Genomic DNA, 24,692 nt, shown 5'->3' with positions numbered 1-24,692 from the left:
TTGATCTTTAACCTTTGCGGTGGGGTCGTGGGGTTGTTGCTTTCTTCGTTCGTCGTTTCGTTGTGTCTGTTTTGCGGACTGTGTGGACGTCGTGGCGGGGTGTGGGGTGGGTGTTCTTGCGGCCGGGAGGTCTGCCTGGGCCGGGGCGGGAGGGTTTCGGTGCTTCGGCGGGGCAGAGACCCTTCGGGCGCAGGTGCCTGAAGTCGCGGCGGACTCGGGCAGGGGTGAGACGGTCGGACAGATTCGGTTTCTCCCACGGCCGCCGCAGGTCGGCCGCCAGTGGCCGGGCCAGACGTAGTTGGGTGTATGCGGCCAGGATGAGCCAGGTCCACCGGTCGGCGGCTTCGGGAGTGCGGATCTTGGGGCGGGTCCAGCCGAGGGTCTGCTTGAACAGCCGGACGGTGTGCTCGATGTCGAAGCGTCGCAGGAAGACCTGCCAGATCAGGTCGACCTGAGTGGGGGTGGCGTCGGTGCCCGACCACCACAGCCACACCGGTTCCGGGATGGCGCCGCTGGGCAAGTGCTCGACCTGCAGGTGGATCACCGTTCCCTCGATGACCGGGAGGGTTCCCAGTTCGGCGACCCAGGCGGAACGGTGTGTCAGCCGCGGGTGGAGGCGGTCCCATGCCTGGGCGGTGGCGGTGCCATACAGACGGGTCTGCGTTACGGCAGGAATGCCAGGCGGGGCACGTCGTATCCGGCATCCACCACGATGAGGATCTCCGGGTCGCCGTCCTTCCACTGCCCCGCCTCCACCAGCCGGCCGACCAACTCGCGCATCTGCCTGGCGGTGGCGGCGGCGTCGCCCGGCGCCAGTCGGAGCCCGTCCAGCGGCGCGGTCCACGAGCTGCGGCCCGTCTCCAGTGCGCAGATCACCGAGTACGGCCAGCCCGGAACGGGAATGTGTTGGTCTTTGCCGCGGCCGTAGGTGTGGCACAGGATCCGCTGCGGTGAGGTGTGTGCATCAGGCCGCAGCCAGCAAGTGATGTCAGCGGCCAGTACAAGTCGGCCGTCCGCAGCCCGTGGCAGAGGTACTGCGGCCACTGCTCGCCGCAGCCGGCTGATGTCCATCCGGCCCGCGACCAAGGCGTCGTAGAGGCCACCGTGCCCGCGGCGATGTTCCCCCACCAGCGACAGTTCAACCAGAGAACGGACCGGACCGTCCGCACACAGCACGGCATCGACCAACTCGAACAGGGCGTCCGCACGCCTGGTCAGACAGGAGTAGAACTCGCCTCGGAAGCGTGACAGTTCTGCGAACTGCCCATGTTCAACGGCGTGGTGCGACAGACTCATCCTTACGGCCTTTGTGCTGAGTGTGTGCGTTCCTTGGTCGGAGCACATGATCAACCGAAGGCCGCCTTCACGCCCGCTGAACTGCGAAAACGCTGATCAAGTTCGAAGCACATTCGAGACTGGATCTTAAAAAACAAGCTAGCTACATCAGGGAATACGGGTGGCAGCGAGGCGGATGGGAACTGCTCAAGGGCGCGGTCGACTCGTTCGGCTTCTCAATGGAACAGGGTCCCTTCTGCCCCGAGGACAATGGTGACGGGGGTGGCGGATCCATCTGCGATCCCTCGTCCGGCAACTGCGCCTGACAGGAAACACGATGAGTGGTATTCGAGGAGAAGACGTTCCCGCGCTGCTACTGCGCATGGTGCCGGAAACGCCGGAGCACATCGCCGGGCTGTATGAGATGCCCGCGGGCGAGGCTGTTGTCAGCGAAGCCGCTCGGTTCGACACTTACGTGCTCCTGCAGGAGGCGTTCACGGAACCGATCGTCGTGCCGGAGCTCAGGAAAGCCACGCCAGACCCTGAACTCATGTACAGATGCTTCCAGTTCGTGGACATCCTCGTGCACAATTCCAGTGCACACTTCACCGGAGCCGTGTACTTCCAGGTCCTTGAGGAATTCTTCGACGAGGACCTCTTGGAGAAGGCCATCTCTTTCCTGCAGGAGGGAACCAGGGAGCGTACGGCAGAGATGCTGACCGGTCACGAGCTTCCGGTACCCGAAGGACTACTCCGATGAGATAGCCCTTACGTGAATTTGAGCCCCTTTTCTCTAAGGAAGGGGCTCACATTCCTCTTCCCACCACAGCAACTACGCTGAGCAGTCACCATACGCGAGCGAATACGTCACAGGAGCCGAGCCGTGTACTTCCTCCTTGAGGCACGTCTGGAAGACGAAATGTTCCTCGACAGAGCCATCCCCTTCATGAGGGAAAAGACCCGGGAGAAAACCACGAAGATGCTGATCGGAAACGGCAACACCGTTGCTGACACGCCACTCCGTGAAATGGTAGGCACTGAACCTCTTTCGTCCTGTTCCGCAGGGGGTAAATGGCCTGGCCAGCGGGGTGATGGGTGACATGGCAGAGCCCCTTGTCGTTGGGGTGTTGATCTCACTCGACACCGGCGCCAAGGGGCTCTGTTGGTTCCGTATCCTGCCATGCTCGACGTCCCCCACGAACTCGTCGAGCACGTCTCGTGGCTCATCCATGCCCGCCGGCGTGAGGTGAACTCGCCGTGGCGGAGGCTGGATTGCTTCAAGCAGGCTCTCCTGGTGCTGGCGCTTCTGCGGAAGAACGAGACGTTTGCGCAGGTCGGAGCAGGCTTCAGGGTCTCCGAATCCACGGCCTGGTGGTACGCCGACGAAACACTCGAACTCCTGGCTTCGTGGGCACCGGGCCTACCGGAGGCACTGGTGGGCCCGGGTGAAGGCGACTTCGTCATCGTTGTCGGCACCCTGATCCCCACCGACCGCATCAAATCCGGAGCGGTCTGAGGTTCCTCAGCTTGAGCCGAAGCCGTCGTCTTCCTCGTCCGGGGTCCTGGGTGGGCAGTCGTGGAATGCTGAGGAGACGGCCTTGTTCAGCGTCGCATCCGCGAGCGGAGGCTCCTCATCGCCTTCGGTGGTGACGAACACAAACCCCGTCCGGGTCCCGTCCACCTCAGTCTCCACGGTGCACTGCCCGGGGAGGTCCCGCCCCCGGCTCCAGTCGCATCCCTCGGCGTCCAGCGCGGCGGTGAACTGGGAGTAGGACACCCCTGACGGATAGCTGACCATCGTGTTCGCCCGTGCATCGGGGACTTCAATCTCCCCGTGCCACACCGGGACGATGACCTGGACCACCAGCCGACAGCTACAGACGACCAGTTGCAGGTTGCCGTAACCGAACCAGCGAGGCCAGCGGCACTTCTCGTACACGGGGTCACCGATGAAGGGCTGCCCCAACGCCTCCACCAGTTCTGGCAGGGAGGCGTTACAACCGATCGGCCCGATTCTGGCCGTCCGGCCGAACTCTGCCAGTATCCGGGTCGCATCCATGGTGAGAATTATGCCCGTAGGCATGCTGAGCTGCGGAAACGGTCGCGCCTTGAGCATGACGGCAATACCAGCCGATGCAAGGTCTCGGCCCTGCTACACCACCGAGCGAAGATCACCAACAGCACCGATTCCGTGAACCGTCTTCGCACTTCGGCAGGTTGCCGTCGCAATGGGTCTCAACTCTCGACCACGTAGGTCTCGCTGTCGAAGTCCGACTTCACCGCGGGCTCATCGACGTGCTGGAAGCGGTTGTACGGCCACATGTCGTCTCACCTGGCGATGGGCTTGGTGTTGGTCCCCGTCGCGGTGTGCGGTGCAGGCAGCCTGATGCCCTGGGTCCAGGGAGCGGCAGCATGGCGAGTACCGATTACCAAGTACCGGATACCGGTGAGGCGCTTACCTTCGGCAGGATGGACGCCATGACTGAGATCCGTACCCCCCGTCTCCTGCTCCGTCGCTGGTGTGACGACGACCTTGCGCCGATGTCGGACATCAACGCAGACCCTCGGGTCATGCGCTGGATCGGCGACGGTTCGGTTCGCGATCTGGACCACACGGCGCAAGCCATCGAGCGGTGGGAGGAGGAGTGGGACAAGGAGGGCTTCGGCCTCTACGCCGTCGAGCTGCTGGCCTCGGGTGAACTGGCCGGCTTCACAGGTCTGTCCGTGCCCGCCTTCCTGCCGGAGGTGCTGCCCGCTGTGGAGATCGGCTGGCGGCTCGGTCAGCAGTTCTGGGGCCAGGGATACGCCTCCGAAGCCGCCCACGCCGTACTGGAGTTCGCGCTCCAGGTTCGCGGTCTCGACCGCGTCATCAGCATCGCCCGAGTCGGCAACGACGCTTCCGAGAACGTGATGCGCAAGCTCGGCATGGTGCCGGAACGCGAAACGAAGCACCCGGTGTACGGCCATCCGCTGCGCGTCCACACCATCGACCTCACCGAGTACCAGGCGTGAGCCAGCCGAGCCACCGGGCCATCACGCGACAGTCGACCGCCACGCGTACGCCCTCAACAGTGCCGATCGCCACGGAGTTCGACGTCGAGGCGAAAGACGCCGCTTTCCCGCCGTGCCCCGCGCTTTCACGCAACTGCGGCCACAACCCTGAAGTTTCGCCGTTACGCGACGGTAGCGTGGCTGGTCGGGGTGGGCTCGGTGAATAGGCTGGGTGTGTCCTGGGCTGCGGTGACGTCTGTTATCCGGGCACGTCGGAACGCGGTGATCATGTCCTCGATGGAGGCATGGCGCTTGCGGCGGTACCACGGCGCTTGGTGGCGGCGGGAGTTGAGGTCGGTGTCGGGGTGGCCGGCTTGGTCGTACCACAGAACCAGGACGGTCAGGTTGGCCAGGCCAAGCGGTGTGGTGCGCTCGACGGCGGCGGGCAGCCGGTTGTGGGCGTCGCCCGCGCCGAGGAGCTGCTTTCCGTCCTTGATCGACTGTTCGATGGACCAGTGAGAGGCGTACCGGGCGACGATCTGCTCGCCGGTGCTGGTGAGGTCGGTGGTGGCCAGGGCCAGGGTGTAGGGCTTCGTCTCGTTAAGGTCTCGTACCAGGACCACACGAGTGGGGGTGCGGTGCAGGCTGCCCCACCACAGGCAGGTGATCACTGCGAGGTCCACCGTCCCGGTCACCCCGTAGCCGGTCACCCGGGTGCGTCTCCAGGCCGCGGTGGCCGCCATCTCGGCGGCGGTGCCCAGGCGTTTGCCCTTCCAGGCGGGGTGTCCGCGCCTGCCCGTGCGCGGCGGCTCGGGCCCGTACAGGACCGCGTTGGCGGCCAGGCGGGTTGGGCGGGCAGGCCGCGCCAGGCCGGACCGCGGTACAGGGCGTCGCCCACCACGTGGACGGTGCGGCCGGGCAGCGCGGCGGCGAGCAGGTCGGTCAGCGCGCGGGCCTGCTCGGGCTTGAACGCGCTGGTCCTGGGGATGTGCAGGCGGAACAGCACCGACAGGCAGACCCGCCAGGCCAGGAATGGCATCGCCACCACGACCCCGACGATCACGAAGCCGTCGCGTCCCCTGGCCGACCCGTCGTGCTGGTACCTCGCGCCGTGCACCTTCCTGCCGTAGCGATGGAAGTTCCCGGTGACCGTGCGCGGACCGGTCGCCCACAGCGCCCCGGTGACCAGCACCGAGAAGGTCGCGAACGATGGTGCGGTGAAGCACGGCCGCAGGACTTCGAGAACGATCAGCAACGATGGCGGTACGGTCACCGGCAACAGGGCCTCCCCGGCGCGGCACCGCCGGACGGCGGCGCATCGTCAACTCCCGGCGCCTTCACATTGCCAGAATTCGGCAAACCGCAGAGGCCCCCAGCGCGCACTGCGCCGCGAGGCGGCGGCAGTGGGAGGAGCGGGAGCGGCGGCCCCGGCGAAGCGGCCGGCCGGCAATCACTGACCCCGCCCCAGGGCACTTCGTCCCCCGCGCACTCGTCCCCGAGGCGCTCGCGGTCCGGGGCGCTTCCTCCCGATGGCGCGTCCAGGACACTCCCTCCGGCCGGTGTCCCGGAGGTCTTCCCCGCCCGACGTCCCCGAAGGTCCTCCCTGCCGCTGACGCGGGCCCCAGCGGGCGGCGACGGCATGGGCTGTAGCCGGTACGCCGGTTACGCCGATTCGAATGTGCGGGTGTCTGACGGCGTCCGCTCGCCGTGGGACGCGACGGGTGTTGGTGATGTCGAGCGTCGTGCGTGTCGGCGTCGTGGGGTGACGTTTCGGCGGACGTCGTCGATACCGCGGCGCATGGTGGTGCGGAGCCACATCCCGAGGGGGCGTTCGATGAGGCGGTGGATGAGCCAGGCGGCCAGGAGCATGAGTGCGGTTACCGCGGCTACCAGGACTGGGGCGGGGATGCGGTTGCGGTAGTGGTGGATGAGGGTGATGCCGATGTTGAGGTGGATGACGTAGAGGGGGTAGGTGAGGGCTCCGGCGGTGGTGAGCCACTTCCCTTGGATGCGGTCGCAGGCGCCGAGCGCGATGGCGCCGATGACGGCGAACGCCGCGATGATGAGGAAGCGGGCGGGCCAGCTGGGCAGGGCATCCGCGGCGGCCTTGCCGAGGTTGGTGGCTAGGCGGTAGCCGATGTAGCGCTGGGCCAGGAGGAGTTGCAGGATCACGATCGCCCAGAGGATCGCGTTGGGCCTGAAGCGGCGCATCAGGTAGAAGGCGATGCCGGCGATGAAGAACGGCGCGTACTGCGGCATCGCGAACGCGGTCAGCAGGGGCGTCCTCAGGACGGGGGCGAGGGCGGCAGCCGCGGTCCATATCCCGCACAGGATCAGGCAGTTGCGGTAGGTGACGCCGAACAACATCACCACGACCATGATCAGGTAGAACTTCAGCTCCACGAAGAGCGTCCAGTACACCGGGTCCACGTTGGGCGTGTTGTTGCCGCCCTGGAGCATGGTCAGGTTGGTGATCAGCGAATCCCAGCCGCGCAGGGAGGTGACCTCCGGCCACGTCTTCACCACCAGGGCGGTGAGCAGGATGCCGACCCAGTAGGCGGGGAACAGACGGGTCAGGCGGGAGACGGCGAACTCACCCACCGTGCGGCCCCAGGCGCTCATGCAGATGACGAAGCCGCTGATCAGGAAGAAGACCTCCACTCCGAGCCAGCCGTACTGGGCCAGCTTGTGTGCGGTCGGGAAGATCGTGTTCGTACTGTGGCCCCATGGTCGGGCCAGGGCGACGTAGTGGTAGAAGACCACCATCAGTGCGGCGAGCAGCCGCAGTCCGTCGAGTACGGCAAGTCTGTTTGCCGAGTGGCGTTTGGCCATCGTGTATCCCCCTGGCGCCCTGGTCAGGGGCGCTCTGTGTCCGAAGAAACGCACAGGCCGGATGGGGCCTGTGAACACGTTGTGGCGTTCTCGCTTCGTGGGCGGTGAACGGCCGGTCCTGCGGAGCCGCGCGTTGCCTGCGCCGGGATCAGCAGCGCAAGTCGGTGTGCCGGGCCCGGCATTGACCGGGCCCGGCGAGGAGTTCAGCGGAGCGTGCTGCCCAGCACAGGCACGAGGGTGCGTCCGGGGGCTACGGAGGTTGTGGTGGTGTCGGGGTGCAGGGTCAGCCCGCCTCCGGTCCACAGGGCGACGACGTCGTCCTGACGGTCGGGCCCGCCGAAGGATCCGAGGGTGGCGAGGGTGGCGTTGCGCCACGGTGACTGGCCGGGCTGGAGCTGGTGTTCCTTCCGCTTCGGCCCGATCCCGTTGCCGGCGATGTCCTCGTAGACGCTGACCTCGCCGTCGACCCAACGGACGAAGAGGTCCTGGTCACCCGTCGTCGCATCGAAGTCGCCTGCGGCGAGGTCACGGGCGTAGGGCCAGGTGCGGTTGGGCGGTGGCATCAGCTGTCGCTCGCCGTGCACGCCCTCACCATCGATGTTGGGGTAGAGCGTCACCTCACCGTCGGACCATGCCACGACGAGGTCGTCGCTGCGGGTGTTGCCATCGCCGAAACGGCCGGCGGTCATCGCGACGACGTGCGACCAGGTGCCGTTGGGGCCGCGCAACTCCACCCTGTTCTTCAGTTTGTTGGTTTCGTTGACGTCCTTGTAGAGGTTCACCGTGCCGTTGGTGAAGGAGACGAAGAGGTCTTGGCTCCCGCTGCCGGTGAAGTCGCCCGCGGCCATGAAGTTCGCCTGCTGCCAGGTCTTGTGCTTGGCGAGCTGGATGTCCTTGCCGAAGCCGTACTTGCCATCGCCGGGGTAGAGGGAGACCTCGCCGTCGGACCAGCGCACGATGAGATCGCTGGTCTTGTTGCGGACGGAGGCGGTGTGGAAACGGCCGGCGGTCATGGCCCCGGCATGCTGCCAGGTGCTGGAACTCCCCATACCAGCAGCGCCGTTGGTGTCGGTGGGGACGTCGTTGACGGCCTGGTTGTAGAGGCGGAAGACGTCGTCGTCGAATTGGGAGGTGTAGGAGGTGTGGTCGTAGGCGCCGCCGGTCTTGTAGCCGCCGATGACGCCGACGAGATCACCCCGGATGCCGTCGAAGTTCTCCAGGAACGGTCCCCCGCTGACGCCGGCGCGGAAGCCGTCGCACTTGATTTCCATGAACCGGCCCTGGAAAGCGGTGGTGTCGTTGGTGCACCGCAAGGGCGTCCGCTGCCCGCCGGGGTAGCCGGCGACCGTGATGTCCTGGCGGGCGAGGTTGGTGGCGGGCACCTTGGTGAGGGTGTTTCCGCGACCGGTGGCATCCTCCAGCAGCCGCCCCTGGGAGTTGGGGCCGACGCGCAGGAACGCGAAGTCGACGTCGTCATCGGGCGTCGATGCCTGGTAGCGAGAATCGATCCAGATCTTGCCGGGCTTGACCGGGAAGATCCCGTAGGGGGTCTCGCCCACTTGGCCGGCCGCTGAACTGCCGGCCCGGTAGCCGGGAACGAAGGCGATGTTGCCGTCGGAGGCGTTCTTGAGGCAGTGCGCCGCCGTGACGATCAGGCTCTTGGTGGGCGAGGCCACGGAGGAGGCCGTGCAGAACTGATTGGGGGTCGCCTCGTCCTTGTCGTTGCGGATGAGAAAGACCCCGACCGTGGCCATGCCCTCGTCGATGGGGTGACTGGGCTCCAGGAGCGAACGCTTCTGCCGTCCGCCGGGCGGGGTAGGCGCATTCTGTGGGCCATCCCCCAGACGTTGGCGCTGCGCACCGTCCGGGGCATCGGCCGGTACGGCGGAGCGGATGCGCTCCGAGGTCCAGTAACGCTCGGTCTGCTCGGCCTGTCGGATCTCCTCCGACGTCGCGCGCTGGACGGGTTTGGGCGGCTTGCCCGTGGCGAGCGCGGCCGACGCGGGTGCGGTGAAGGCGAGGGCAGTGCACAAGCCCAAGGTGGCGGTGCGTGCCCAAGGTATTCGTCTCATGAAACTTCCGTTGAGGGCAGGAATGCGGGAATGGTCTACGCGAACAGGAAGGGACTCGGTCCGTCGCGGCCCCGTGCCGGTGTCTGTGCGCATGCCGCCGAACGGCGCGGCGATCACACGGCACGGGGCGGGCTTAGGAGACAGGGCGATCGGGAGCCGACTCACCGACGATGAGGGGCACGCCCAGACGTACACCCTTGGGGGTGGTGAGGCGGAGGGTGTAGATGCCCGGGTGTGCGTCGGTGAAGAGCTGCGGGAGGTCGAGGCGTCCCTCGGAGTCCGTGCCAGGGAGGACGAGGGTACGGATCGGATGGCCGTGGTCGTCCTTGAAGTACGGGCCGACGGTGGCCTGTTGGGCCTCTTCCTCTTCCTTGCTACCGGTGCCGTTGAGCAGGGTCGCGGTAATGCGTACACCAGAGCTGGGCTCGTTGTGGGCCGTCGCTCGGACCTGCGGGAGTTCGAGGAATCGACTGTTGGCGTCAGCCCGCAGGGGCTCGGCGGTGAGCAGTTCCAGTCGATCGACCGCGGGCGCGGGCGCTGGTTGGACCGTGGCCGCGAAGGTGCCGCTGACCGGGCCGTGCTTCCCGGGAACGGTGGCGATGACGCCGAGCGGCCCGGGCAGGTTGCCGGCCAGGAGGGCGGGAGCGGTAGCGATGCCGCGCCGGTCGGTGGCGACGGTGGCGGTCGTGGCCTGACTGGCGAAGGACGTCCCGGTGGATCCGGTGATGCGGAAGGTCACCCGGGCCCCGGACACACCGTGCCCGTGGGCGTCCAGGACGCGCACCTGCGCACGCCGCCCGACTGCCTTGCCAGCCGTCCAGTCCCCCAGGCCCTTCCCCCCGACGAGCTCCAGGCGAGCGACGGTGCGGTGGTCGGTGACTGGACGGTGGCCCGCGCCCTCGTTCTTGCCTGAGACCTCCGCAGGCTTCTCGACCGGCCTGTCGCTGGGGCGGGACGGCGTGGACGGCTCAACGGTCTTGCCGGAACGACTCGTTGATGAACCCACCGCCCCCCGATCCTGCTTGGCCTGGGGAGTGGCGGCGGATCCGGCCCTGACAGGCCGGGGCTGTGGCGTGGCGACAGACGCTCGGTCGTCTGCGGGGTCGGGATGATGCGGAACGGCGGGCGCATCGTCCGGCGTCGCGCCGACCTCCCCCCCTTGGTAGGTGCGCATCCAGTCCCGTACGGCGTTGACGTACTCACGGGAGTTGTTGTAGCTGAGGACGGCCTTGTCCAAGTCGGCCGGGCGGTTCAGGTCACGGCCGCCGGCGCAGAGATAGTGGCCGGTGGCGAGGGCGGCATCGTAGATGTTGTTGGGATCGCTGACGCCGTCGCCGTTCCCATCGGCCCCCATGGTGGCCCAGGTGGAGGGGATGAACTGCATGGGGCCGATGGCACGGTCGAACTCGGCGTCACCATCCCAACGGCCCCGGTCCGTGTCACGGATGAGGGCGAACTGCTCGCCGTCCAAGCGCGGACCACGGATCGGCTTCGCAGTGGACCCGTCGGCACGCAGGCCATAACCGGAGGCGTGCACGGACTCGACACGGCCGATGCCCGCGACCAGTTGCCAGGGCAGGTGACAGGACGGCCGGGCGCTGCTCAGCGTCCGCTCGGCCTTCTTGTAGGCGTCCAGAGCGGTCGCGGGTATTCGCGTACCCTCATCGGCCCCAGTAGCGCGTTGCGACTCTCTTGCGCCTCGGTCTCGGCCCTGCCGCGGAAGGCTGGGCAGCTTGAGGTCGGGGACGCCACGGGGCTGCGCCTGCGGAGCATCCCCATCAGGAGCGGCGCCGCGAGCGTCGGCGCTGGGTGGCCCGGCAACTGGCAGCGGGCTCAGAGCAGAGCCAGCAGTGAGGCCGACTGCGAGCACGCAGACACACAGGCCCTGACGCACACGGCGCGCCAGCAACACGGAGAGGGCAGACGAGGAAGAAGGCGACAGCTTCACGAGTGAGTAGATCCTCGGTGTCAAGCAGATACAAGATGAGGACAAGGGGAGGCGCAGAAATCGAGGCAAGAGACAGCAGCAACGCGGCCGGCGTCCTGCACCGCCAGTTCCGAAGGGTCCGACCGACCACGCTGGCCAGCCGGACCCTTCAACTCAACTGCCGTTTTAGCCCCAGAGCTTGATCTCGTCGTGGAGACCAGCGGCGTCGACGGCCGGGAACATGGTGAACTTCCCATCCGCCCATCGGACCAGGACATCGTTGGGCACGTCGTTGGCAACGAAGGCACCGACACCCATGACGGTCGCGTTGGTCATGTAGGACTTCCTCGGCTTGATCTGGATCTCACCATGGAGACCTGCTGCGTCGACACCCGGATAGATGGTCGTCTCGCCATCGACCCAGCGCACCAGCAGATCGGCGGTCTTCTTCCCGGTGAACTCACCCGAGGCAATCTGCGTCGCGGACGGCCAGGTCGTGTTCTTCTGAACCAGCGTCTTCTTGGCCTTCTCCGTCACGCCGTTGGCGTTCAGGTCGGGGTGCAAAGTGACCCGGCCGTCATCCCAGACAACCAAGAGGTCATCGCGCTGCGCATTGCCGGTGTACCGGCCCGCGGTCATCTGCTTGACGTGGTCCGCAGCCCACGGCCCTGTGTGGTCCCCTGCGGCGAGCGTCTTCTCGCCGTGGAAGCCATCCTTGTCCACGTGCGTGTACTGCGTCAGCTCGCCATCGCCCCAACGCACCACGATCCCATCAGAACCATCGCCGAAGCTCGCGCCCGTGATGTTCTTGGCGTACTGCCAGATGTTCTTCGGGTCTTCCTTCAACGGCTTCGCCAACTGGTACTCAGCGACGAACGGATGACGGGCATCCTTGTCGTCCGAGCCCTGGTACAACGTGACCTCGGAGTCCGCCCAGCGCACGATCATGTCCATGTGCCGAGTGCCACCAGCCGAACCACCGGTGAAGTAGCCCGAGACGATGTCAGTGGCCTTCCCCCAAGGCGCCTTGGGGAAGACATCGCGGTAACTGACCTTCTGCACCCAGGTACCGAGGTCATCCACGCGGGTATCGAGCGCACTGTTACGGGTCTCGGACGCATCTGTGCCCAGGCAACCACCCTGCCAAGAGGTGCTGTTGACACCGACCAGCTCCATCCGTCCGGCGTTCTCCCGTAGCGCCGGACCACCGGTGTCGCCCTTGCAGATCGCTCCGTCTGCTGGGGACTTGGGACTGATGGACATCGAGACGTCCTGCGTCGAGTCCACCGTGAACGAGGTGGCGTGCAACTGGTCGGGAACCCATTGCGTCTTGGTACGACCGAAGCCTGCGACCTTCAGTTCTTCGCCCTGCTTGGGCGCATCGCTGGCCACGGGTACGGGGGTAACTCCGGTGACTGGCTTGGCGAGCTTTGCCATCACCAGGTCACGGTTGTCATGCGGGACCAGCTCAACGACGTCCGTCACACTGCCAGTCGCCTGGGTAAGGTCGGTCCGGCCAATGGTGGCCGTGGTCTTCCACTTCGGTGCGCCAGCAGCAATCCTGAAGCCCTCGCTGGGATTCTCCGCGAAGCAACTGGAGGCGGTGAGCACCCACTGCCTGTCCACGAGGGCACCGGTGCAGGCACGCGCAGAATCGCCCTCACCGATGGTGAGCTTCGCCGCGAAGGCGTATGCGTCCGCCTTGGCTTCCCCGCCAGCCAGTGCACCCGCAGGTGTGGCGGCGGTGATGCCGGCCGCCAGCACAGTGGCGGTGAGCAGGCCAGTGGTCCACGCCGCGCGTGAACGCTTTCCAGACATGATGGTCCTAGGGGGTTTCGACAGTAGGGGCAGGCCGCACGGACAGTTGCCGTGCAGCGTGCGGTGTGACGGAGCAGGATGCTGCTGCCGCTGACGCCGCCCATGCCGGTCACATGGCGGCGGGGACTGCGGTGTGCCGGTGGGCGCAGAGTGAAGCGCGATGTTCCCGGCACGGTTGTCCGACGCGGAGGCGGGGCCTGATCAGGCCAGGGCCCGGGTCGGCTCGGAGGTCGTCCAGGCTGGGCTGGGTCAGCCGGTGACGCGGAGCTCGACCAGGAAGGAGCGCTTCTTACCGTTGCCGGATTCACCAAGAGGCTTGTAGGCCCCCTGGGGGGCGTCGATGACGGTTTCCTTGCCGTCGGCGGTGATCTTGGCCTGGACGGGGTGGGCGTTGGGCCAGATCCCGAAGGAGTCGGGCAGTTCCAGGGTGAGGTAGCCCTGCTTGCCGATGACCGAGAAGCAGAACTGTTCCTGGCCGGTGCGGGATTCGACCATGATGTCCTGGTTGGTCTTGCAGTCGGCCAGCATGATGTGGCCATCGCCGCGCTTGAGGGTGATCTTCTGGTCCTGGAGGATCTTCGCGGCCCCCGGGTAGGCGAAGTCCTCGACGGCCGACGGCATCTCGGCCGCGGGCGCCGCGGGGGCGGGCCGGGGGGCGGCCTGGGCCACCGCCAACCCAGCAATTCCGACACATGCCGCTATCGATGCGATAGCCCCAGCAAAGACAGTCTTTCGGGTGCGATTTTTCGCCACGATTACCTTCCAACGAGAGCCAGTTGGGGTAACAAACACCCCGTAGTGCGGTAAGTAAAGCACATGTAAGATGACGCCCAATACGCCCCCAAGCACCCTTAATAACTTGGGCTGTTGCGGCATCCGGGCACCGTGAAGGCACCCGTGCACCCTTGGATCTCGTCACTCAGATTTCACCTTCATTGCACCCAAAAGGACATGTCGGTGGGCGGCTGGGGTTCAACGGCGACGCCGCAGCTGACGGCGTCCGACCAGGAGGGAAACGCACGACGTGAAACGGGGACTGCGCTCTGCGAGAGCGCCACAGCAGCCCGGACCGAGACAGACAGGCACAGACGGCAGGCGAGGGTTGTGGCTGCGCGGCGCATGTTCCCTGCTGCTTCCTGCCACGCTGCTGACTGGGCTGTTGGGCACCACTCCCGCTGCCGCGACCGATGCGGATGACGACCCGGATGCACTGTCGGAGCGCGGACAGGCGGTCGACCTGTGGCGGTCCGGCGGTACGGGGATCAAGGAGGCGGCCGAGCAGGCCCTGCGGGGCAGCGACGAGGACATCACGAAGTTCCTCGCCGCCAAGGACAACATCCAGAACATCGACGACCGCGTCGATGCCAGCCGCATCTTCAACGCGGGCGGCCCCGCCGTGCGCGATGCCGCGCAGAAGGCACTCAAGGGCAGCCGGGACGATCTGCACGCGTTCTTGAAGGACGGCTGGAAGGCGCCACTGGCGCAGGACCAACGGGTCGAGGCCTCGACGGTCATCAACTTCGGTGGTGCCGGCGTCAAGGACGCCGGCACCACCGCGCTCAAGGGCACCCCCGAGGACGTCGCAAAGTTCCTCAAGACCGGCCAGTACAAGGCTCAGGAGACGGACGACCGGGTCCTGGTTTCACAGCTCATCAATGACGGCGGTCCGAACGTGAAGGCCGCCGGACAGCTCGCGCTCAAGGGCACCCCGGCCGACATCACCGAGTTCATTGAGGTCGGCCAGTTCGTGGCCCGCAACCGCGACCAGGAACACGCCACCATCGCCCAACTCAACGAGCAGGCCAAGAAGTCCGGCCAGCAGGCCGAGCAGGCAACCCGGAAGGCCGAGGAGGCCTCCGCCAAGGCGAATGCGGCCGCCAAACTCGCCAAGGAGGCCGCGCAGACCGCGGCCAAGGAGACCGAGGCGGCCAAGGACAACTCACAGACGGCCGCTGTCAAGGCCAAGCAGGCCGCCGAGGCCGCCCGGGCCGCCGCCGAGGCCGCTCAGACAGCAATCGGTTCCGCCAACGCCGCCCAGCGCGCCGCCCGGGTCGCTGCCCTGGCTGCCGCCCAGACCGCCAGCGCCGCCAACGTCGCCGCCGAGGCCGCCACCAAGGCCTACGATGCGGCCATCGCCGCCGGGCAGGACGCCAGCCAGGCCGGCGCAGCCAGGGACGCGGCCAAGAACGCCCGGTCCGCCGCCGCCATGGTGCGCACCTCGATCCTGGCCACAGAGCAGGCCGGCAAGGCCTCCCTCGCCGCCCGCAAGGCTGTCCTGGGGGCCAAGGACGCCGTGGGGGATGCCAAGGACGCGGCCGATGCCGCCGACGAGGCCAACCGGGCCGCGAACGCGGCCGGCGTACACTCCGACGAGGCACAGGCCGCCGCCGCCGAGGCGCGCCGGCACGCCAACGAGGCCGACCGGGCCGCCAATGCGGCCGCCGTGTTGGCGCAGAAGTCCGCCGATGCCGCCTTCGAGGCGCGTAATGCGGCCAACAGCGCCGCCGACCACGCGGACAAGGCCGCCACCGCCGCCGAGGAGGCGGCCAAGCACGCGGGCGAAGCCACCGCCGCGGCCGCGGAGGCCACCAAGCAGGCCGCCGCAGCGAAGGAAGCCGCCGACACAGCCACCGCCGCGGTCGCCACCGCCAAGAAGGTCTTCACCATCGCCCGGGAGAGCGAGGCGGAAGACCTCACCACCCGCACCAACGCGGCCATCGAAGCCGCCAGGTCCCAAAAGGCACAGGCCGACCAGTTCACCTCCAAGGCCGCGGCCGCCGTGGTCGACGACCGCGGCCTGGACGACACCGCCGCCACCCTCGCCGCCGAGACCGCCAAGCCCGGCGCGGACCTGAAGGTGCTCGCGACCAAGGGCCGTGACCTGGCGATGCGGGCCATGAAGAGCCGTGGCCCCTGGGAAGAGGAAGCCGCCGCCCACGCCCTGTCCGGCACCGACCAGGACGTCCTGGACTACCTGCGCACCGGCTGGAACAAGGCCATGCAGGACGAGATCCGCAACCAGGTCTTCCAGCTGTCCACGCAGAGCCCGTTCCAGTCCGTGCGCACCGCCGCCCAGGACGCGCTCAAGGGCACCGACCAACAGATCCGAGACTTCTACACCACCGGCCAGTTCACCGCCGGCCGCATCGACTACCGGGTGCGCGTCTCGCAGATCTACAACGACGGCGGACCAGGCGTAAAGGAAGCCGCCACCGCCGCCCTCAAGAGCACCGACCCCAAGGCACTGGCCAACTTCATCACCATCGGCCAGTACAAGGCGCGCAACACCGACGAACGCGTCCTCGCCTCCAGCCTGGTCAACGACGGCGACCCGGAAGTCAAGGCCGCCGCCACCATCGCCTTGGCCGGCCCCGCCGACAAGCTGCACACCTTCATCCAGGTCGGCCAGTACATGGCCGACCGAAAGGACCAGCTCGCCAACACCCACATCGCCCAGGTCCAGCGCCTGATCAACGAGGCCGACGGGGTGGCGGCCGAGGCCCAGAAGAACCGCTGGCTGGCCGCCCAGGCCGCCGCCGACGCCAACAAGGCGGCCCAGGAAGCCCGGAACGCCGCAGCCCAAGCCCAGGAGAACGCAGCCAAGGCCCAGGGTTACGCCAGCGACGCCGACAAGTCCGCCACCAAGGCAGAGAAGTCCGCCGCCCAGGCCGCCAAGTCCGCCACCACCGCACGCAACGCCGCCGACCGCGCCGACCAGGCCGCCAACGACGCCGCCGAATCCGCCGCCCAGGCCGAATTCTCCGCCAACTACGCCCGCAGCTCGGCGATTTCCGCCCAGGAATCCGCAGACGAAGCCCAAGCCTCCGCCCTGGCGGCCGGCAAGAGTGCCACGGAAGCCAAGACCCTGGCCTCCCAGGCCTGGCAAGAGGTGCTGACCAAGCGCGAGGCAGAAGAAGCCGAAGCCAGGCGGCAGGCCGAAGAATGGCGTAAGAAGCAGCAGGAGCAGAAGCAGAAAAAGCCCTGCTACATACCCATCAACCGCGATAGCCTCCCGCCCTGCGCCTACGACCCGGAGCACATCGACCTCAAGCAGTGGGAACCCGACCCCAGACTCGTCGCGTTCGTCTGGGCAGCTACCGGCCTGGACGACCTCAAGGCATGCATCAAGGACCCCACCGTCGGCGGCTGCGTCGGCGCGGGAGCAGCGATGGCGATGACAATCGTGCCCGGGGTCGGCGAACTCAAAGCAGCCGAAGGAATCGGCGAAGGCGTCGCAGCTGTGGCAAAGGCCTCGCGCATCGGGAAGCTTGAAGCTGTGACTTCCGTCATTCACAATGACTCGTACCTCGTGAAGGCGGCAGAAGCAGCCGGAAAGAATCAGAGAATTCAGAAGGAAATGGATGACCTGGTCGCACAGTTCTTGGGAGGGAACGCAAATCCCGGGCTCGGAAACAAATCTCTCGCCGGCACAGACGTCTCCTACCTTCGAGGGCGTAACGGTGGCCGCGTTTTCTTTCGGAACACCAGTGACGGGATGCAGATTGTGGCAAAAGCTGACAAATCAAATGAGCCTAAGGTAATCAGTCGCCTCAAGGAAATCTACGGAAAGTAGCGATGCACGAGATCAGTGAAGATGGCTTGATCCTTCAGGTGGAATTGGGAGGGGGTAGCCCGGACGAGGTTGAAAATGCAGATGGGTGGATCACCCTCCCCAACAGGGAAAGATGGTCTGCTACCTTCCTGACGTACCCTGAACTGGGTCGCATCATGGACAGGTGGGTGACCACCGGCGAATGCCTCGGCGGCGCGTACTTTTCGTGTCCCGACTTGGTCTTGACCCGACGCCCAGGAGTCCGTGAAATGTTCGCGGCGGTACGCGATATGGTCGCCAATGGAGACCATGAAATGTCTCTCCGCCGGGTCCAGTAACGGAGCAGCGCTGCCTAGATGAGGCAAACGGCTTCTGGCCCGCCGGACGCACACCGCGCCGGCGGGCCTGCCTGCGCTATGTCACGGCAACTGAAGTGATGACGGGAGACAATCATGCGGATTGCGGTAATGGATGCAGTGGACTGCACAGGGGTGGCCCTGGAGAGGCATGATTGGATCCCAATGGATGTCACCTGGGAACCCTGGCCGGACAACAGACCGCTCTATCTCAGGATCTCTGGGACTAATGGCGGAGAGGTCGAGCTGAAGGTCGCCCCCGGTCACCGGGATGCTGGTACAGGCAATCGATATCATCACGCCTCCACAGATCATGGGAACCCGCTCAATTCATTCTGACTGTGAAGCGCAAGGACAGGCGCCAGCCATCGACCTGCCCCCTTGGGGACGGCTGGAAAGCGCGGGTTGCCGACAACGGCAAGGGCAGTGTGTGGCAGGCCCCTGGGGCTGCTGGAAATGCCGACATGACGCGGTGATGAGCCCGACCGCCAGGTACCCGAACGGATATGTACGCTTCTACAACAAGAACGGTGACAGCGGACAGCGCAAGATCCAGGTAGACGGTCATTCCGGGTCTTGGCTGGCGGACAGCTCATCTCCCTGGTGATTGGGCTATTCGAGGCAGTCCGAACATCCATTCCGAACAGATGAATCCCTCCGGGGGTTTGCTCGTGATTGCCCGATCACATATGAGCGACTCCTCCCGGAGGGATCGTGAAGAAGAATGCCAGGGAAGTGATGGAGATCTTCGAGGCGTTGGATGCCACCGAGTGCGTGTACTCGGCGGCTCAGCTGGCGGGGGTTGATCCCAAGACCGTGCGCCGGTACGCACGGATGAGGGACAGGGGGATGCCCGTCGACGGACCGATCGTCCGCCCGAAGCTGATCGACCCGTTCATGCCGAAGATCGAGGAGTGGGTCGAACGTTCGCAGGGCAAGGTCCGTGCCGACAAGCTCCACGAACGCCTGCAACTACTGGGTTTCACCGGTGATGAGCGCACGACCCGCCGGGCGGTGGCGAAGGCGAAGGAACGGTGGAAGGCCGGCCACCGCAGAACGTATCGCCCATGGATCGCTGAACCTGCGCTCTGGTGCCAATTCGACTGGGGTTGGGGACCGAAAGTGCCTGGCCCAGGCGGTGGCGAGCCCCGCCAAACGCTGTTGTTCTGCGCGTGGTTGGCGTGGTCCCGTTACCGGGTGGTGGTCCCGGCCTGGGACCGGTCGCTGGGCACGCTGATCTCGTGCATCGACTCCATGCTGCGGCAGTTCGGTGGGGTCCCGACCTATGCGCTGACCGACAACGAGAAGACCGTCACCATCGACCGCGTCGCCGGTGTCGCCGTCCGCCACCCTCAGGTGGTGGGCACGGGCCGCCACTACGGCGTGCAAGTGCACACATGCGTCCCCTTCGATCCGGAATCCAAGGGCGGTTCGGAGGCCACGGTCCGCATCGCGAAGGCCGACCTGGTGCCCACTGATGCCAATCTGCTGGGCGAGTACGACAGTTTCACCGAACTCCGCGGGGCCTGCGCGGTGTTCTGCCAGCAGGTCAACCAGCGCATCCACCGCGAGACCGGCAAGACGCCGGCGGCCATGCTCGACATCGAAAAGAAGCGGCTTCATCCGTTGCCCGAGGCCCCCCACACCCTCGCGTTGGGCGAGTCGAGGCAGGTCCTCAAGGACCAGACGGTCCGCTTCGGATCGGTCCGCTACTCGACCCCGCCGGGCCTGGTCGGTTCCGAAGCCTGGGTTCGTGCCGACGGCGACGAGTTGGTCATCGTCGTCGACCTGTCCCGCCTTGCCCACCGGCCCGAGTGGATGCACGGCCCCGCCGGCTTGGTGGAAGTCGCCCGGCACCAACTCTCCCTGCCCGGACGGCCGGTGATCGACCTGACCCACTACCCCAACCACCCCCAGGACATGGACGGTGGTCCCCGCCAGCCCAAACCCAAGCCCAGCACGGACGCGGAGAAAGCATTCCTCGACCTCGGCCCGGGGGCCAAGTCGTGGCTGATCGAAGCCGCCGCGGCCGGCACCAGCAGGATGCGGGTCAAGATGGCCGCCGCCGTCGAACTGGCCGCTCTGGTCGGTGTCGGCGAGGTCGACATCGCCCTCGGGCTCGCGGCGACCGCCGGACGGTTCGCCGAAGAGGACCTCATGTCCATCGTCCAACACCGCCGCCACGGTTCCCGCCCCGCCGACCTGGTCGTCGCCGATGAGGCCCACTCCGTCCAACCCGGCACCTCCGCCTGGGCCGACTTCGGCCGCGTCAAACCCGCCTGATCTTCCGTTCCCGGGCCGCTTTGCGGCCCGGGAACGGGGACCCTCCCAACCCGGCACCATGGAAAGGAAGTTGACATGACAGCCCCCGTGATGGATCCCGTCGAGGTCGTCACCCAGACGCCCCCGACACCGCTTCCCCCGCCGCCGACGGCCCCGCCGATCCCGCCCGAGCTGGAGTCCGTCCTTCGGCGCATGCGTTTTCCCTACCTCCGCAGGGCCGCCCCCGAAGTCCTCGCGACCGCGAGATCACAACGGTGGGACCCCGCTGAAGTGGTCCGCATCCTGCTGGAGGAAGAGATCAAGGGCCGCGACGCGGCCACCAGACGCAACCACCGCAAGCAGGCTCAACTCCCCTCGGGCAAGACCTTCGAGTCGTGGAAGGAGGACATCTCCTCCATCCCCGTCCCAACCCAGCACGCGTTGATGACGCTGGAGTGGATCGGCCGGGCGGAGAACTTGGCGGCCGCCGGCCCCAGCGGCACGGGCAAAAGCCACCTGGCCGAAGCACTCGCCAACAAGGCCATCGACGAAGGGATGAAAGTCGCCTGGTTCACCCTCGAATCCCTCACCGCCCACCTCGGCCGGGCCGTCGTCGACAACACCGTCTCCAAGGCCGTCGCGAAGATCACCCGATGTGATCTGATCGTCGTGGATGACATTGGCATGCTGCCCTGCGGCCAGGCCGCCGCCGAAGCCTTCTACCGCGTCATCGACGCCGCCTACGAACGCCGTTCGGTCATCGTGACCTCGAACCTTCATCCCTCAGGATTCGATTCGATCATGCCCAAGACACTGGCCACCGCCGCTGTCGATCGCCTCCTGCACCACGCTCACATCGTGCTGACCGAAGGCTCCTCACTCCGCCTCACCCAGGCCACCACCGGCCAGGGAGTCCAACCTCTCATCACCGCCAACTGACCGCCAACCGAGGGACGAAAAGTCATACCGCGACGGGAGATGAGCTGTCCGCCCAGCAAGACCCGAACTGACCGCTCACCCAGACGGGCCGATGTCCGTGGACAAACGGCCAGCCGATCGGCCTCAACGGCAAGCCAGGACCCAACTCCGAAACACATATCCCCGTGACCCCGATGGCACCTATCCGCTCACGGCAGGATGGTAAGAATGGACCTCAACCTTCAGGGCCAATCAGTAGCCCGTGTCTGCTTCGACACGCCCCTCGTCGTGCTCACCAGCGATAGCTACGAACTACGCGTCGAGACCGAGGCATCCTTCACCACGCCCGAAGGATCCCTCATCTCATTCCATCCAGAATCCCCCGGCGAGGCCGCCATTCATCTGGTAGGCATGAATCAAACCACCATCAGCTCAGCCACGGCGGCGCCGGACGGGGAACTGACCGTGGTATTCGACGACGGCAGCGCGCTGACCGTGGCCGCAGACCCCGACTACGAGGCCTGGGGTACCGTCGGTCCGAAGGGAGAACGCGTAACATGCATGCCCGGCGGCGAGTTTGCACTGTGGAGCAGCGAGTGATCTCCACTCCGGGACCCCAGGCAACCACCTGACGACTTTTAGCGGTGCCCTGAAGCGGGTGGAGACCCACAACTGGACTGTCTGACCGTCCACACCGTGACGATTCAGGACCACTGAGGCTCCGAGCCATCGGCTGGGAGCCTCAGTGTGAGCCTCGGGTTTCCCGGACAGGGATCTGATCACAGCCTCGGCGTAGTTCCAGTTTGATGCGGTAAATTCGGTTTGCTGTACGGGTATCGGCAGTGATTTGTCTGCGTCATCGCTGACCATGCAAGGCATGCATCAAGGACCCCGCCGTCGGCGGCTGCGTCGGAGCAAGGGCCGCAATAGCGATGACAATCGTGCCCGGGGTCGGCGAACTCAAAGTGCTCGAAGGAGCCGAAGCGGGTGTCGAAGTCGTACCGCTGGCACACGACTCGGTAAAATCGGACGAGCAGGCGAGGTAACCCTAAAGGACGGAAACCCCCTCGGACGGGAAGACCGGAAGGGCGTTTTCCTGATCAGCAAAGAACAGATCGAAACGATTCAGCAGGCAATTCGTAAAAGTTCGACCCGCCGGATACCGTCTCTACTGTTCCAGGAAAGGGTACAGTGGAGACCTGGACACTTGAGGGTGGCGGAAAAATCAACTACCGAAAGTTTAGCTCCTCAGGGAAAGAGGCCGGGCGCACGGTGGACCCGACGATCGACTTCAATAAGCCCCTGCAGAAAGAATACGGTTTCAATCGCTACCACGTCGACCGCGAGGGGAGTGAGTGATATTCATGGAAAACGCTGAAGAATACACCGAAGAAGTCGAATACCTGGTCGACTACGCCAGGATGACCCTCCTGAACTTTCATCCAGTTTGGGACTCGGTGGAAGGACTAGCTGGCAACGGGGCATCTTTCGAAGTGGTGATGGATGTGACCCTCCGACTAATCTCGGACATGCTCGACCATGGGGTCACCCTGGGGGATATGAGCTCACACCCAGACGAAGGTTTCATTCCCTGGGATACAGCCAAGGATGAATCACTTCGGAGGGTTTCCGAAAGAATGAAACGACATCCAAACCGCTCCGATTTCCTGAAGGTCTGTTGGTTTAGTTTCTCCTGACTACCCTCAATAAGAAATAGAAGAGGTAAGGTAATGTGAGCCTAAAGGCCTGCCGGCGAAGACTGGCGGGCCTTTCCTGTCAGTGGCGCCACATCCCACCCTGCGCGTACAAACCGGACCACATCGAGCTCAAGCAGCGGGAACCCGACCCGGGACTCGTCGTGTAGTCGGGGTCAAGGGACAACAAGGTATTAGTAATCATCGTTGATAACGATGGCAGGGTCTTGAACACCTTCCCCTTCAATCCGTAGCGTGAAAGGATTCCCAATGGAGTTGTCAACCCGGTTCGGTGACTCGCTGTGAGTGTGCCAGACGAGTACGACAGGGCTTGGCGGCGCCGTGATCTCGAAGGGACGGCCGTCGCGTATGAGCGCCCACAGGACGTTCAGACGGCGGCGTGCGAGGGCGATGATCGCCTGTCAATCCCCTAAGCCCGTACAAGCCGACGCCAACAGCCGGTTCTCCGATCTCCCGCAGATGCGAGCGACAGCCCGCAACAAGCCCACCCCGGGTATCCGCCTTACCGCCACCCCGCTCAACAGCACCCCCGAGCAGGCGCAGGCGCAGGCGCAGGCGCAGGCGCAAGAGAGCACGTACGGGCCCTATTTCGAGGACGAGCACGGCACCCCGTCCGCACCCTGGCCCTCCTGCCTACCGACTCCGCAGGCCAGCTCACCCTCCCGCAGTTCTTCACCGACGAGCACCCCGGGAACTACACGCTCCGCCTCGCCCCCCGAGGGCGTCACGTTGGACATCCCCCTCACCGTCGCAGCGATAGCTACTGACGGGCCCGCCGCCTGAGACGAAGCGGGAATCCGGTGCTCCGGATTCCCGCTTCATCCACACATGACGATGTTGCCAGCCAAGACAGCACGGCGATCAGGGTGTCTCGACTTTCGCCGTTCTGGCTGACGGACGTCACCCACACTGGCGGCGGGGCGTGGTCGGCGCGGTGAGACGGCGGGCAGCAGAGAAGCATCGGCGGTGTTCACGTAGCACGGTGGTAAGGCCGGGAGCCGGAGACTGTTGCTGGTCTCCAGCCCTCGTAACGTCTCGCTCGCGTGTCTCGCCTCCCGGCCGGATCAGGCGGGAAACTGGGAAACCAATGGGAAAACGATCATGCAAACCCCTTCGAGGTACTGCACGAAGACGCAGCGAACTACCCGAACATGCATGCCATGACGCAGGTCAGGTGATGGTCACCGCCCTGACCTGCAGTGTGGTATTGAGTCCGGGCATGGACGTCAAGCGGGCCACGGGCCACCCCTTCCAGCGCATCTCGCTCCCCCACCAGCCGCCCCGGTTGCCGCCACCGCCCGCCCGGCGCCCGGTGGCGGAGGACACGCCGATCTTCGACCAGTTGCTCAAGGAGTGGCGGGCCGGCACGCTGCGGCCGGTGGTGACCTGGCCGGTGGACGATCCTGGGAAGAGTAGGCAGGGCACGGTTGTTGGGGGTGACGATGGACGTCCCCGACCACGGAACCGCACCGAGGAGCCCGAGCATGAGCCTGTACGACATTCCGCTGCGCACCCTGACCGGTGAGCCCGCCTCCCTCGCCGACTACCGGGGCAAGGCCCTGCTGGTGGTGAACGTGGCGTCCAAGTGCGGACTGACCCCGCAGTACACGGGGCTGGAGCGGCTCCAACAGCGGTTCGCCGACCGCGGGTTCAGCGTGCTGGGCTTCCCCAGCAACCAGTTCGCCGGCCAGGAGCCGGGCACCGCCGAGGAGATCGCCACGTTCTGCTCGTCGACGTACGGCGTCAGCTTCCCGCTCTTCGAGAAGACTGACGTCAACGGCGAGGACCGCCACCCGCTCTACGCCGAGCTGACCGGCACCCCGGACGCGGAGGGGGCGGCCGGCGACGTCCAGTGGAACTTCGAGAAGTTCGTCCTCGACCACACCGGCGCGATCGCCGGCCGCTTCCGCCCGCGGACGGAGCCGGAGGCGGACGAACTGGTCAGGGCGATCGAGGCGGCGCTGCCGGCCTGAC

Annotated in this window: 18 protein-coding genes and 2 pseudogenes; 11 read left to right on the top strand and 9 right to left on the bottom strand. The window is 66.0% G+C overall.

The genetic code is table 11. From position 1 onward, the window contains the following. Positions 1 to 7: 7 nt before the first annotated feature. Positions 8 to 1,296: pseudogene (locus PV796_RS33255) on the bottom strand (transposase). 316 nt (positions 1,297 to 1,612) lie between these two features. Between PV796_RS33255 and PV796_RS33250 the strand changes: the two are divergent. After that, positions 1,613 to 2,035 carry a hypothetical protein gene (locus PV796_RS33250; protein ID WP_274917414.1) on the top strand — a complete coding sequence of 141 codons (423 nt, stop codon included), beginning with the start codon at positions 1,613 to 1,615 and terminating at the stop codon, positions 2,033 to 2,035. Between the two features lie 420 nt (positions 2,036 to 2,455). Next, positions 2,456 to 2,773: pseudogene (locus PV796_RS33245) on the top strand (helix-turn-helix domain-containing protein); the annotation flags it as partial. 24 nt (positions 2,774 to 2,797) lie between these two features. Here PV796_RS33245 and PV796_RS33240 read toward each other — a convergent pair. Next, positions 2,798 to 3,334, bottom strand: a complete 537-nt coding sequence (locus PV796_RS33240; RefSeq protein WP_274917413.1) for a hypothetical protein — start codon at positions 3,332 to 3,334, stop codon at positions 2,798 to 2,800. A gap of 419 nt (positions 3,335 to 3,753) precedes the next feature. Here PV796_RS33240 and PV796_RS33235 point away from each other — a divergent pair, with 419 nt between their 5' ends. Beyond that, positions 3,754 to 4,287: a GNAT family N-acetyltransferase gene (locus PV796_RS33235; protein ID WP_274917412.1), complete on the top strand. Its 534-nt coding sequence runs from the start codon at positions 3,754 to 3,756 to the stop codon at positions 4,285 to 4,287. Between the two features lie 161 nt (positions 4,288 to 4,448). Here the strand turns inward: PV796_RS33235 and PV796_RS33230 are convergent, their stop codons facing one another. From PV796_RS33230 to PV796_RS33200, 7 genes are all read right to left on the bottom strand, one after another. After that, positions 4,449 to 5,009, bottom strand: coding sequence for a hypothetical protein (locus PV796_RS33230; protein ID WP_274917410.1), 561 nt, complete (start codon positions 5,007 to 5,009; stop codon positions 4,449 to 4,451). Further along, positions 4,973 to 5,539 (bottom strand): hypothetical protein, encoded by a 567-nt coding sequence (locus tag PV796_RS33225; RefSeq protein ID WP_274917409.1) that lies wholly within the window; start codon positions 5,537 to 5,539, stop codon positions 4,973 to 4,975. Before PV796_RS33225 ends, PV796_RS33230 begins: the two co-directional genes overlap by 37 nt. A 389-nt stretch (positions 5,540 to 5,928) precedes the next feature. Then, positions 5,929 to 7,098 carry an acyltransferase family protein gene (locus tag PV796_RS33220; RefSeq protein WP_274917407.1) on the bottom strand — a complete coding sequence of 390 codons (1,170 nt, stop codon included), beginning with the start codon at positions 7,096 to 7,098 and terminating at the stop codon, positions 5,929 to 5,931. Between the two features lie 203 nt (positions 7,099 to 7,301). Next, a complete protein-coding gene (locus PV796_RS33215; RefSeq protein ID WP_274917406.1) occupies positions 7,302 to 9,170 on the bottom strand; it encodes a trypsin-like serine peptidase in 1,869 nt (622 codons plus the stop codon). A 133-nt stretch (positions 9,171 to 9,303) separates the two neighbouring features. Further along, positions 9,304 to 10,554, bottom strand: a complete 1,251-nt coding sequence (locus tag PV796_RS33210) for a lytic transglycosylase domain-containing protein (protein WP_274917404.1) — start codon at positions 10,552 to 10,554, stop codon at positions 9,304 to 9,306. A 729-nt stretch (positions 10,555 to 11,283) separates the two neighbouring features. Further along, positions 11,284 to 12,915 (bottom strand): S1 family peptidase, encoded by a 1,632-nt coding sequence (locus PV796_RS33205; protein ID WP_274917403.1) that lies wholly within the window; start codon positions 12,913 to 12,915, stop codon positions 11,284 to 11,286. A gap of 249 nt (positions 12,916 to 13,164) precedes the next feature. Continuing rightward, positions 13,165 to 13,584, bottom strand: a complete 420-nt coding sequence (locus tag PV796_RS33200) for a hypothetical protein (protein ID WP_274919334.1) — start codon at positions 13,582 to 13,584, stop codon at positions 13,165 to 13,167. 490 nt (positions 13,585 to 14,074) lie between these two features. On the opposite strand from PV796_RS33200, the gene PV796_RS33195 reads away from it, so the two are divergent. The 8 genes from PV796_RS33195 to PV796_RS33160 all read left to right on the top strand — a co-directional run bounded on the left by PV796_RS33195 (position 14,075) and on the right by PV796_RS33160 (position 24,691). Then, the gene (locus PV796_RS33195) at positions 14,075 to 17,488 is read left to right on the top strand and encodes an ALF repeat-containing protein (protein WP_274917402.1); all 3,414 of its coding nucleotides are present in this window, start codon (positions 14,075 to 14,077) and stop codon (positions 17,486 to 17,488) included. Positions 17,489 to 18,561: 1,073 nt separating this feature from the next. Then, the gene (gene istA / locus PV796_RS33190; protein WP_274919657.1) at positions 18,562 to 20,106 is read left to right on the top strand and encodes an IS21 family transposase; all 1,545 of its coding nucleotides are present in this window, start codon (positions 18,562 to 18,564) and stop codon (positions 20,104 to 20,106) included. A 75-nt stretch (positions 20,107 to 20,181) separates the two neighbouring features. Further along, positions 20,182 to 21,024: an IS21-like element helper ATPase IstB gene (istB, locus tag PV796_RS33185; protein ID WP_274911130.1), complete on the top strand. Its 843-nt coding sequence runs from the start codon at positions 20,182 to 20,184 to the stop codon at positions 21,022 to 21,024. Positions 21,025 to 21,231: 207 nt separating this feature from the next. Then, positions 21,232 to 21,603: a DUF6188 family protein gene (locus PV796_RS33180; RefSeq protein ID WP_274917401.1), complete on the top strand. Its 372-nt coding sequence runs from the start codon at positions 21,232 to 21,234 to the stop codon at positions 21,601 to 21,603. Positions 21,604 to 22,194: 591 nt separating this feature from the next. After that, complete coding sequence (locus PV796_RS33175) at positions 22,195 to 22,362, top strand: hypothetical protein (RefSeq protein WP_274917400.1); 168 nt, start codon at positions 22,195 to 22,197, stop codon at positions 22,360 to 22,362. Beyond that, on the top strand, positions 22,359 to 22,700 hold the full coding sequence (locus PV796_RS33170; RefSeq protein WP_274917399.1) for a hypothetical protein: 342 nt from the start codon (positions 22,359 to 22,361) through the stop codon (positions 22,698 to 22,700). The genes PV796_RS33175 and PV796_RS33170 overlap by 4 nt, the downstream gene beginning before the upstream one ends. Before the next feature lie 477 nt (positions 22,701 to 23,177). After that, positions 23,178 to 23,501, top strand: coding sequence for a hypothetical protein (locus tag PV796_RS33165; RefSeq protein WP_274917398.1), 324 nt, complete (start codon positions 23,178 to 23,180; stop codon positions 23,499 to 23,501). A 701-nt stretch (positions 23,502 to 24,202) separates the two neighbouring features. After that, the gene (locus PV796_RS33160) at positions 24,203 to 24,691 is read left to right on the top strand and encodes a glutathione peroxidase (protein ID WP_274917397.1); all 489 of its coding nucleotides are present in this window, start codon (positions 24,203 to 24,205) and stop codon (positions 24,689 to 24,691) included. The last annotated feature ends 1 nt before the right edge of the window (position 24,692 follow it).

Source organism: Streptomyces sp. WZ-12, from assembly GCF_028898845.1.
GTDB lineage: Bacteria > Actinomycetota > Actinomycetes > Streptomycetales > Streptomycetaceae > Streptomyces.
This window is presented reverse-complemented; position numbering and strand designations above follow the sequence as displayed.